This window comes from Psychroserpens burtonensis DSM 12212 (genome assembly GCF_000425305.1).
Taxonomy (GTDB): Bacteria; Bacteroidota; Bacteroidia; order Flavobacteriales; family Flavobacteriaceae; genus Psychroserpens; species Psychroserpens burtonensis.
In genome coordinates, this window is sequence record NZ_AUDE01000011.1 from 162,275 (window position 1) to 173,930 (window position 11,656).

Below are 11,656 nucleotides of genomic sequence, written 5' to 3' on the forward strand. Positions count from 1 at the left end.
TGCTCTCCTAATTAGACATTATATGACGTCTTTGACTGGTTATTTCAGTTTAGAGCATAACAAACCCTCAAAAATTTCTTCTTGAGGGTTTATTCCCTAACTAATTAAATAAAATAACAATCTTAATGCTCATTCAATCTAAAGTCTGGATAGGCATCCATACCATGTTCATGAGCGTCAAGGCCTTCTAATTCTTCTTTTTCTGAAACTCGTATTCCAACTGTTTTCTTTATAATAAAAATGATTAAAAATGAAGATGTAATGCAGATTGCTGCGTAGGAAGCAACGCCAATCAACTGACTTACAAATTGTGCTCCACTGGCTAAATTACCGAAGATACCAACAGCTAAAGTTCCCCAAATACCACAAACTAAATGTACTGCGATAGCTCCAACAGGGTCATCGAGTTTTAATCTGTCAATTAGAGATACTGCAAAAACAATGATTGCTCCAGCTATTGCACCAATTAAAACAGCATCTGTTGGACTCATCTGATCTGCACCTGCTGTAATGCCTACTAATCCTCCTAAAATCCCATTTAAAAACATAGTTAAATCCATGTTTTTAAATCTTATAAAAGATACTAAGGCAGCCACAATACCTCCAGCGGAGGCGGCCAAACAAGTAGTAACTAATGTTATTGATGTTAATTCTGGATCTGCAGATAAAACAGAACCTCCATTAAATCCAAACCAACCTAGCCATAAGATAAAAACTCCGGCTGTCGCTAGTGGGATGTTGTGTCCTGGTATGGCTTGAGGTTTTCCGTCTTTTAATTTTCCAATTCTAGCACCAAGTAAACAAACAGCTACTAATGCTGCCCATCCACCAACAGAATGCACTAAGGTTGAACCTGCAAAATCATAAAAAGGAGTTTCTAGAGTTTGTAAAAACCCACCTCCCCATTTCCATGAACCTGCAATCGGGTAAATTAAACCTACGTAGATCACGGTAAAGATCATAAAAGGGCCAATTTTCATGCGTTCTGCGACAGCTCCAGAAACTATAGTCGCAGCTGTTGCTGCAAACATACCTTGAAACAAGAAATCTGTCCAGTACGTGTAACCCTCATTATAAGCCATGTCTAAAGTGCCCGCATCATTTAGTGGAGCGTCCAGCCCAAATCCAGCAAAGCCTAAGAATCCATTAAATTCTCCTGGATACATTAAATTGAAACCGACTATGCAGTACAGTAGTAATCCAACGGTAATTATAAATATATTTTTAAATAAAATATTAATTGTATTTTTTTGACGTGTTAGTCCGATTTCTAAAAATGCAAAACCTAAGTGCATAAAGAAAACGAGTGCAGTACAGATCATCATCCATACATTATTTGTAGTAAGTAATTCCATGTTTTTTATTTTAAAGTGTTTCCTCCTTTTTCTCCTGTTCTAATTCTGTAAACTTCATCGACGTTAGAGATAAATATTTTTCCATCTCCAACTTCCCCAGTTGAGCCAGCTTCTAGAATGGCTTTAATGGTCACAGCCTCAAAGTCATCATTAACGACAATTGATAAATAGCGACGTTGTATATCACTTGTGCTATAGGATACGCCTCTATAAACATGTCCTTCTTTTTCATTACCTAATCCAGTGACGTCCCAATAGGAGAAGAAATTAACACCCACTTCATGCAGTGCTTTTTTTACTGCGGAAAATTTAGATTTCCTAATGATTGCTTCTACTTTTTTCATAATTTCTACTTAGTTATTTTAATTAAAATGTGTAAATGGCACCAACTACAAAAGAGGCTAGGCTTTTTGTATTCATTAAATCTGTATCGATAAAAATGTCTTCCGACCCACTATCTAATCTTAATTCGGGCTTGATCGTTAAATCATCTAAAGTGTAGCTTCCTGTTAACGTTAATCCAATTACACTAAGGTCATCTTCTATAAATTCGCTCATGGTTTGGAAATATTCACCTCTTAAACCCAAGGAGAAAGACTGGTTTATGCTATATTGTGGATAAAGATCCACACCATAAAAGCCTTCGCCATCATTGTCTGCATAAGCAGCATTTATACCTATGAAGAATTCGTCTGAAGCATCAAATCCACCAGTATAGTCGATTTCAAAGCCTAAGCCTGCATCATCATATAGTAGATTTAAATAGTGACCGCTATACCCTAATTGAGCTCCGATTGCATAGCTTCCATCAGGATTAAACTCGGTAACATCTGTTTGATTGAATACACCTAACATTAAGCTTAGGTCTTCAGATAATGTGAAATCTGCTTTTATACCTGTATGAGAAAATGGACCATTTGAGAACAAATATGATGTCGAGTAGTTAAAGTTTCCTGCAGGCGCAATAACTTCATATCCTAAGTAGGTATTAAACTTTCCAAACGTAAGTTTTGTGTTTTCGCTTATATTGTAGAACACAAATAATTGATTTAGTACGGTCGCACTAGCAGCTTCACCACGTGGACCAAATACTAAATCTGCCACTCCTCCAACTTTGCCTTTTTCGTAAGAGGCAATAATATTTGCCATACCTAGTGAAAATCCTGCTGTGTCAGCAAACGATGTTCCCGGTGCAATTTGGTCTTGATCATTTGGTGCTTTTAAATTTGTTCTGTGGTAGATATCAACACTTCCCTCAAAAGAGAATTTTTTATCTGAAGTGTTTTCTGCTTTTTCTTGGGCTGTTAATAGTATTGATATAAATACTAAAATTAAAGTAAATAAATGCTTCATAAAAATTGTTAGTTATAGATTATTTGAATCAAATCTATATAAAAAGACGTATTGCTATATAAAAAATAGGGGTCATTTACATATTTTTATCAATTTGTAATTTTTAACCCATAAAAATTAGGGGTTAAATTATTTTAATATTTTTTTTTGTTAAATTGATAATTGGCTTTCGTAAAAAAGCAGAGGATAAACACTAAATATTTGAATAATGTTTAAAGATGAGAGTCCTACGCAAACCTTTTCGTAAAAAAAAGTGATTTATACTGATTTATTTTCATTATTGATTTAACAGTGAGGTAACATGTTCATTATATATAGTGTAATTAAATAGAGTCATTTTGTGAATTCTTGAAAAGTGTTTCCGACTTTTCTTAAATCAAACTATAGCATCTATATTACAGATATAGTGAGGTCTGAAAAACCTTTAAATTTTCTGAATTATGCTGAAGAAACAAGGGTTGTATTTACCAGAATTTGAACACGATAATTGTGGTGCTGGATTTATATGTAGTTTAACGGGTAAACGCTCCAATGATATCATTCATAAAGCGCTCGAAATATTAGTAAAATTAGAGCATCGTGGGGCTGTAAGTTCAGATGGTGTAACTGGTGATGGTGCAGGTATTTTAATTGATATTCCGCACAAGTTCTTTAAGATATTTTGTGAGTTCGATTTGCCTGAAGCTGGAAAATATGCAGTTAGTAATGTGTTTCTTCCTAAAAAGGAGAATCAACGTCAATATTGTATTGATATTTTTGAAGCTGAAATTAAAAAACAAAATCTTAAATTAATTGGCTGGAGAGATGTACCTGTTAATAGTGAGATTTTAGGAGATATTGCTAAAGTGACAGAGCCTTTTGTGAAACAAATTTTTATTGGAAAGACTGACGATAAACAAACAGACAGAGATTTTAACTTAAAATTATTTGCAGCCCGTAAAATTGCAGAACATGCTATATATGATTCCAAGTTATCTGAAGCACATTTCTTTTATCTACCCAGTTTATCCACTAAAATTATAATCTTTAAAGGTTTACTAAAGCCAGAGCATATTAATGAGTATTATCTTGATTTGTTTAATTCGGCTTTAGATACAAGATTAGCTTTAGTGCACCAACGTTTTTCTACGAATACTTTTCCAACTTGGGATTTAGCACAACCGTTTAGATATATATGTCATAACGGAGAGATTAATACGCTAAGAGGAAATGTGTCACGTATGTTTTCACGTGAAGAAATCATGGAAAGCCCGTTGTTTGGAGATGATATTAAAAAGATAATCCCAACGATTTTAAAAGGAAAATCAGATTCTGCGACCTTAGATATGGTGGTTGAATTATTATTAATGACAGGTCGTTCGCTACCTGAAGCAATGATGATGCTCGTCCCAGAGGCTTGGGAAAAAAACCCAAACATGTCTGATGCTAAAAAAGCATTTTATGAATACAATTCTTGCCTAATGGAGCCTTGGGATGGACCAGCTTCTATTCCGTTTACAGATGGTGATTTTATTGGTGCAGTTTTGGATAGAAACGGATTGCGCCCTTCGCGTTACACAGTGACAAAATTAGGGAATGTTATTATGTCTTCGGAAACAGGAGTTGTCGACATCAAACCAGAAAACGTTGAATATCACGGTCGTTTAGAGCCAGGGAAAATGTTTTTAGTGGATATGAATGAGGGTAGAATTGTAAATGATGAAGAAATAAAAGAAGAGATTGCATCAAGACATCCTTATAGAAAGTGGTTAGATGAAAACCTGGTGCATTTACGTGATCTTAAAGCCAAAAAAGGACCAATTAAATATAACGAAATTGAATTAAAAAAGCGTGAAATAGTTTTTGGATATACGCAAGAAGATTTAAATACTATTATTCGTCCGATGGCTCAATTGGGTAAAGAGCCTATTGGTTCTATGGGAAGCGATACACCAATTGCTATTTTATCTGAGCGTCCACAACTCATTTACAATTATTTCAAACAATTGTTTGCTCAAGTTACTAATCCGCCTTTGGATGGTATTCGTGAGGAATTAATTACAGATATCAGTTTAACTTTAGGCAGCGATGTTAATCTATTTGATGTTAACGCAGACCATTGTAAAAAGTTAAAAATCCAGAACCCTGTCATTTCAAAACATGATTTGGATAAGATTAGAGATTATGATACCAATCCTGATTTTAAAATCGCATCTATTTCTATGTTATATGAAGTAAATCGAGGTTTAAATGAATTGGAAGTCGCTCTTGAAAATTTAGTTACCAAAGCTTCAAAAGCTATTGATGATGGTGCAAATATTATAATCCTTTCAGATAGATATGTTGATGAAAACCATGCTCCAATTCCAGCATTACTCGCTTGCTCATATGTAAATCATGCTTTACACAACCTAGAAAAACGTTCGAGAGTTAGTTTAATTATAGAATCTGCAGAGCCTCGTGAAGTGCATCATTTTGCTTTATTATTTGGTTTTGGAGCGAGTGCCGTAAACCCGTATATCGTAAATGAAATTGTTCAGGAACAGATAAATAATTCAGATGTCACAGATTTAGAATACCTCGATGCCATTAAAAATTACAATAAAGCAGTAGGTAAAGGCATCTTGAAAGTGATGAATAAAATTGGGATTTCAACGTTAAACTCTTATCGTGGTTCACAGCTTTTTGAGTGCATTGGAATCAATACAAAGACAGTTGAAAAATACTTTCCAAATACACCAACCCGTATTCAGGGTATTGGTCTTAGAGAAATTGAGCAAGAAATTGTAAAGCGTCATAAAAGAGCATTTCAGCCCAATGATACAGATGCAGACATAGAAATAGGGGGTGAATACAGGTGGAGACGTGGTCAAGAAAAACACATGTTTAATCCGTTAACGGTTGCCAAACTTCAAGAATCTGTAAGAACCAACAAGGCCTCTACTTTTAAGGAGTATTCTGATTTGGTAAATAATCAATCTGAGCACTTAATGACGATTAGAGGTTTATTTGAATTCGATCAATTCGATCCTATTCCTTTAGATGATGTAGAGCCTTGGACAGAGATCGTAAAACGCTTTAAAACTGGAGCTATGTCTTATGGTTCAATTAGTAAAGAAGCGCACGAAAATTTGGCAATTGCCATGAATAGAATTGGAGGTAAATCTAATTCTGGCGAAGGCGGAGAAGATCAAGAACGTTTTTATAAGAGTTCGCAAGGTGATTGGAAAAACTCGGCAATTAAGCAAGTGGCTTCGGGTCGTTTTGGAGTTACATCCAATTACTTAACAAGTGCGAGCGAAATTCAGATAAAAATTGCTCAAGGTGCGAAGCCTGGTGAAGGCGGACAATTACCTGGGCCAAAAGTGAATAAAGAAATTGCAAAAACACGAAATTCGACACCTTATGTTGGGTTAATTTCACCACCACCACACCATGATATTTATTCAATTGAAGATTTGTCGCAATTAATTTACGATGTAAAATCGGCAAATAGATCAGCACGAATCAATGTGAAATTAGTTTCAGAAATTGGCGTAGGAACGGTCGCTGCAGGAGTTGCCAAAGCAAAAGCAGATGTTATTTTAATTGCTGGTTTCGACGGTGGAACTGGAGCAACACCTTTAACTTCTCAAAAACATTGTGGTTTACCTTGGGAGTTAGGGATTGCTGAAGCGCAACAAACATTGGTGATGAACGATTTGAGAAATCGAATCGTTTTAGAATGTGACGGACAGTTAAAAACGGGTCGAGATGTTGCGATTGCATGCTTGTTAGGTGCTGAAGAGTTTGGTTTTGCAACAGCGCCTCTAGTCGCTTCAGGTTGCATTATGATGCGTGTGTGTCATTTAAATACGTGTCCAGTTGGTATTGCCACCCAGAATCCTGAGTTGCGTAAGAAGTTTAAAGGCAAGCCAGAGCACGTCGTTAACTACATGTATTTTGTAGCTCAAGAAGTACGTGAGATTATGGCTAAACTTGGGTTTAGAACAATCAATGATATGGTAGGGCAATCTCAAAAATTAAATAGAAATAAAGCGATTGATCATTATAAGTCGTCTGGTATCGACTTAACGCCAATTTTACATAAAGTAAAAGTTGCTGACGATGTTAAATTATATAATACCTATTGTCAAGACCACAACTTGAGTGTGCATTTAGATTTCAAAATTATTAAACAAGCGCATCAAGCATTATTTAGAAGACAAAAAACACATTTGGAAATGCCTATCACCAATATAGATAGAGCAGTTGGTGCCATTATAAGTAACGAAATCTCTAAAATTTATGGAGCTGATGGTTTGCCCGATGACACTATTAATATTGATTTTAATGGTTCTGCAGGACAAAGTTTTGGAGCATTTGCAACCAAAGGATTAACATTTACAGTGCATGGAAACACTAATGATTACCTCGGAAAAGGGTTGTCTGGAGCAAAATTAATCATCAAAGTACCAGAAAAATGCACCATTATTCCAGAAGATAATATCATCACAGGAAACGTCACCCTATATGGAGCAACGTCAGGAGAGGTTTACATAAACGGAAAAGCCGGAGAACGATTTTGTGTTAGAAATTCTGGAGCAAAAGCAGTAGTTGAGGGTATTGGAGATCATGGTTGCGAATACATGACTGGCGGAATTGCAGTTATTCTTGGTGCCGTAGGACGAAATTTTGGAGCAGGAATGAGTGGCGGAATTGCCTATGTGCTAGATGAAAAAGACCAGTTCAAACAAAATTGTAATTCAGACGATCTAAATATCGATCCAATTATATTCAAAGACGATATAGAGCAACTAAGACAATTAATCAGTAACCATGTTGTGGCAACATCGAGTCCGTTAGCAAATCGTATTTTAGAAGATTGGGAAAACTACCTTCCGAAGTTTAAAAAAGTGCTACCAGAGGAATACAGACAAGCCTTAGTGAGATTAAAACAAGAACAATTAGAATTAGCTTAGATTATGGGAAAGACAACAGGGTTTTTAGAGTATAAGCGTCAAGACGAAAGTTATATAGTTCCTGAAAAACGTATCGATAATTACAAGGAATTTACGATTCCGTTGGAAGAAGAAAAATTAAAAGATCAAGGTGCACGTTGCATGGATTGTGGAATTCCGTTTTGCCATAGTGGTTGTCCGCTTGGGAATTTTATTCCAGATTTTAATGATAAAGTCTATAAAGGTAAATGGAAGGAAGCTGCTGAAATTTTACATAAAACTAATAATTTCCCAGAATTTACTGGTCGTTTATGCCCAGCACCTTGCGAAGAAGCTTGCGTATTGGGAATTAATGAAGATCCTGTAACGATTGAAAATATTGAAAAAAATATTGTTGAAACCGCTTTTAATGAAGGATGGATCGTTGCGAATCCACCAAAAGTAAGAACTAAAAAAACGGTTGCAGTCATTGGGTCTGGACCTGCTGGATTAGCTGCTGCACAACAATTAAATCGTGCAGGACATACCGTTGCTGTTTTTGAACGCGATAAAAAAGTTGGTGGTTTATTACGTTACGGAATTCCAGATTTTAAAATGGAAAAAACTGTTATCGATAGACGGATAACAGTTTTAGAAGAAGAAGGTATTGTTTTTAAGACCAATGCTCATGTTGGAGAGAATATAGATGCTAATCATTTAAAAGATGAGTTTGATGCTATTGTTTTGTGTGGAGGAGCTACCGTTAGACGAAGCATTCCAATTCCTGGAGCAAATTTAAAGGGTGTAACTCAAGCGATGGATTTCTTAAAACTAAATAATCAATATGTTGATGGTTTAGTTGATTTTGGAGCAGTGATTTCCGCAGAAAACAAAAACGTTATTGTTATTGGAGGAGGAGATACAGGTAGTGATTGTATTGGGACTTCCAATCGTCACGGTGCAAAATCAGTGACTAATTTTGAGATCTTAAGTAAGCCGTCTGAAGGTCGTCCAGCTCACCAACCTTGGCCATATTGGCCTATGAAACTGAAAATAACATCGTCTCATAAAGAAGGGGTAGAGCGTTTCTTCAGTGTATCAACTAAAGAATTTATTGGAGATAAAAAAGGAAACTTGAGAGGGTTAAAGACTGTTGAAGTGGAATGGGTTTTTAAACAAGGCGAACGACCTCAATTAATAGAAGTTGAAGGGACAGAAAAAGAATGGGAATGTGATTTAGCTTTATTAGCTCTGGGATTTACAGGAGCAGAAAAAACACTTGCTGATCAATTTGGTTTAGAGATGGATTTTAGAACCAATATTGAAGCATCAACAAAAGATTACACAACTAATGTTTCTGGAATATTTGCTGCTGGAGATATGCGTCGTGGACAGTCGTTGATTGTTTGGGCAATTTCCGAGGGTCGTCAGGCTGCATATCACGTAGATAGGTATTTAATGGGAGAATCCCATTTGCCTTTAAAAGATGACAGTGATTTACCTAGAGCTTAATGCGTGCGAAATCGAAGATTCAAGATTAGATAATTGTAAAATAAGAATCGATGGGTAATGCAGAAATCTTTTAAACGAGAAATATTAGCATTAGATTATTAAACCCAAAAAAGAAATTGGTAGTATGAGTGCGGTTAAAAAGCGTGTATTATTAAGACCTTTCGATAAGCTTCAACATTTTGTTTCGTTGAAGACAAAGAGCTTGAAGTGTCATTGGGCAGTAATCCTTTTGCGATTGATAAACCTAAATTGCCCACTCCTATTGCGGCTATTTTCATTCAAAATATGTTTCCTTAAATAACGAGATCCAATTTGATTAGATCTCGTTTTAAAATTAGTCTTAGATGATGTAATCTGTACTCATAAAATTTGACGCTCTAGAGTTTAATAAATCCTTTAAAATGGCATTATTATAAGCATTGTCTTTTGAAGCAACAAAGGTTCTAATTGAAAATGCACGTAATGCATCGTGTACACTCAAAGTCGCAACAGCAGAATCTTTTCGGCCTGTAAACGGATAGACATCTGGTCCACGTTGGCAAGAGCTGTTTAAGTTTACTCGGCAAACTAAATTTACTAGAGTATCGATTAAAGGAGCTAATGTTTTTACATCTTTACCAAACAAACTTACTTGTTGTCCGTAATTTGATTCCGCCATATCGTCTAATGGCTCCTCTATATCTGAAAATGGGATCACAGGAATTACAGGTCCAAATTGTTCTTCCTCATACACTCGCATATCTTTTGTTACAGGATACAAAACGGCTGGGAAAATATAATTATCAGTCGTTTCTCCTCCTTTTTTATTGATTATTTTTGCGCCTTTTCTAGTAGCATCATCAATTAACTCTTGGATATATGCTGGTTTATCTGGTTCTGGTAAAGGTGTTAGTTTTGCGCCGTCATCCCAAGGGTTTCCAAATTTTAAAGCATCTACCTGTTCTGAAAAACGGATATTAAACTCATTAACAATATCTTTGTGCACGTATAGTACTTTTAAAGCAGTACAGCGCTGGCCATTAAAAGACGTTGCCCCGGCAATACATTCACTTATGGCTAAATCTAAATCGGCATCTTTTAATACAATTGCTGGATTTTTCGCTTCTAGGCCTAAAACCATGCGAAGACGGTTACTTTTTGGATGTTCGTTTTGTAAGGCATTAGCAGATTTACTGTGACCAATTAAAGCTAGGACGTCAACTCTACCATCTTTCATAATTGGAGTAGCCACTGTTCTCCCTCTGCCATAGATGATATTCACAACACCTTTTGGAAAACTGTTTTGAAAGGCTTCTAATAAAGGGGATAATAATAAAACACCCAGCTTTGCAGGTTTAAAGACGGAAGTATTTCCCATAATTAGTGCTGGAATTAAAAGCGCAAAAGTTTCGTTTAGTGGATAATTATAAGGTCCTAAACATAACACGACACCAAGTGGTCCTCTTCTAATATGAGCGTTAACGCCCGCATTTTTTTCAAATTTAGCACTATCACGATCCATTTGTTTGTAGTCTTCAATAGTATCGTAAATATAGTCTACTGTTCTATCGAACTCTTTTTCTGAATCTGGTAAATTTTTCCCAATTTCCCACATTAACAATTTAACAACTTCTTCGCGTTTGGTTTTCATTTGCTTTACAAACTTTTCCATACATGCAATACGATCTATAACCTTCATCGTTGGCCACAAACCTTTACCTTTATCATAAGCTAAAACTGCTGCGTCAAGCGCTTCTATAGCTTCTTTTTCTCCTAAATTTGGAATACTGCCTAGTAATGTGGGTTGGTACTCTTCAGTAGAAGAGATTGAAGAATATACTTTGGATCTGGCACCAGTCCAAGGGATTAATTCCCCTCCTACTAAATACGTGTTTTGAGTGACTATTTCATTAATTTGGTATTGCTTTGGAATCTTCATAATCTTTTTAGACTAAGGTCTGAAATAAATCTGGTTTTTGGAATTTTCACAGTGTTTTTTTAAACTAGAAACTGAAACAAATCAGGCTTATTATTTAAATAATCTCCATAGAAATTATGAAGTTTCATTTTGGTGATTAAAGGTTCTAAATCATTAGGTGATTTTAACTCTAAACCGACGACTGCAACATCGTTTTCACGGTTTGCTTTTTTTGTGTATTCAAAATGTGTAATATCATCTGTTGGACCTAAGATTTCTGCAACAAATTCTCTTAAAGCACCTGCGCGTTGGGGAAACTTATGACCCGTCCTGAAATAAGGCTACATAATTTTAAACATTATGTATAGAAATGACAAAGTAATTAGACGTTACAGCGAACCTTTTAAATTAAAAATCTTAGCCGAACTTACAATCGGAAAACACACAAAGAGCGAGCTTTGTAAACTCTACTCTATTGCACCCACAACAGTTAATGTGTGGATTAAAAAGTACAATCGTAAAGACTTAATGAACACCAGAGTAAAAGTGGAAACTAAAGACGAAATATCTAGAATTAAGGCACTTCAAAAAGAGATTGAACAGCTTAAAAAACTACTCCTTAAAAAGGATCTCGATGCTAT

The 11,656-nt window shown here is 35.6% G+C and carries 7 protein-coding genes and 1 pseudogene; 3 read left to right on the plus strand and 5 right to left on the minus strand.

Features of this window, described 5'->3' with window-relative positions:
- Positions 1–122 precede the first annotated feature (122 nt).
- The 3 genes from H593_RS0105280 to H593_RS0105290 are packed head-to-tail and all read right to left on the minus strand — an operon-like array spanning position 123 to position 2,708.
- The gene (locus tag H593_RS0105280) at positions 123–1,355 is read right to left on the minus strand and encodes an ammonium transporter (protein WP_028871479.1); all 1,233 of its coding nucleotides are present in this window, start codon (positions 1,353–1,355) and stop codon (positions 123–125) included.
- Positions 1,356–1,360: 5 nt separating this feature from the next.
- Entirely contained in the window at positions 1,361–1,699 is a 339-nt protein-coding gene (locus tag H593_RS0105285) for a P-II family nitrogen regulator (RefSeq protein ID WP_028871480.1), read from the minus strand.
- 22 nt (positions 1,700–1,721) lie between these two features.
- The gene (locus H593_RS0105290; RefSeq protein WP_028871481.1) at positions 1,722–2,708 is read right to left on the minus strand and encodes an outer membrane beta-barrel protein; all 987 of its coding nucleotides are present in this window, start codon (positions 2,706–2,708) and stop codon (positions 1,722–1,724) included.
- 440 nt (positions 2,709–3,148) lie between these two features.
- On the opposite strand from H593_RS0105290, the gene gltB reads away from it, so the two are divergent.
- Positions 3,149–7,648 (plus strand): glutamate synthase large subunit, encoded by a 4,500-nt coding sequence (gene gltB / locus H593_RS0105295; RefSeq protein WP_037051548.1) that lies wholly within the window; start codon positions 3,149–3,151, stop codon positions 7,646–7,648.
- A 3-nt stretch (positions 7,649–7,651) separates the two neighbouring features.
- Positions 7,652–9,118, plus strand: a complete 1,467-nt coding sequence (locus tag H593_RS0105300; protein ID WP_028871483.1) for a glutamate synthase subunit beta — start codon at positions 7,652–7,654, stop codon at positions 9,116–9,118.
- 340 nt (positions 9,119–9,458) lie between these two features.
- Here H593_RS0105300 and H593_RS0105305 read toward each other — a convergent pair whose 3' ends face one another.
- On the minus strand, positions 9,459–11,036 hold the full coding sequence (locus H593_RS0105305; protein WP_028871484.1) for an NADP-dependent glyceraldehyde-3-phosphate dehydrogenase: 1,578 nt from the start codon (positions 11,034–11,036) through the stop codon (positions 9,459–9,461).
- 59 nt (positions 11,037–11,095) lie between these two features.
- Positions 11,096–11,335 (minus strand): annotated as a pseudogene (locus tag H593_RS20425) (threonine dehydratase); the annotation flags it as partial.
- Positions 11,336–11,375: 40 nt separating this feature from the next.
- Between H593_RS20425 and H593_RS0105315 the strand changes: the two are divergent.
- On the plus strand, positions 11,376–11,656 hold a 281-nt coding region (locus H593_RS0105315; RefSeq protein ID WP_028871485.1), incomplete at its 3' end, for a transposase.

Coding starts and splice junctions, on each gene's coding strand:
- H593_RS0105280 (WP_028871479.1), bottom strand. CDS start 1,355: ATGGAATTACTTACTACAAATAATGTATGGATGATGATCTGTACTGCA.
- H593_RS0105285 (WP_028871480.1), bottom strand. CDS start 1,699: ATGAAAAAAGTAGAAGCAATCATTAGGAAATCTAAATTTTCCGCAGTA.
- H593_RS0105290 (WP_028871481.1), bottom strand. CDS start 2,708: ATGAAGCATTTATTTACTTTAATTTTAGTATTTATATCAATACTATTA.
- gltB (WP_037051548.1), top strand. CDS start 3,149: ATGCTGAAGAAACAAGGGTTGTATTTACCAGAATTTGAACACGATAAT.
- H593_RS0105300 (WP_028871483.1), top strand. CDS start 7,652: ATGGGAAAGACAACAGGGTTTTTAGAGTATAAGCGTCAAGACGAAAGT.
- H593_RS0105305 (WP_028871484.1), bottom strand. CDS start 11,036: ATGAAGATTCCAAAGCAATACCAAATTAATGAAATAGTCACTCAAAAC.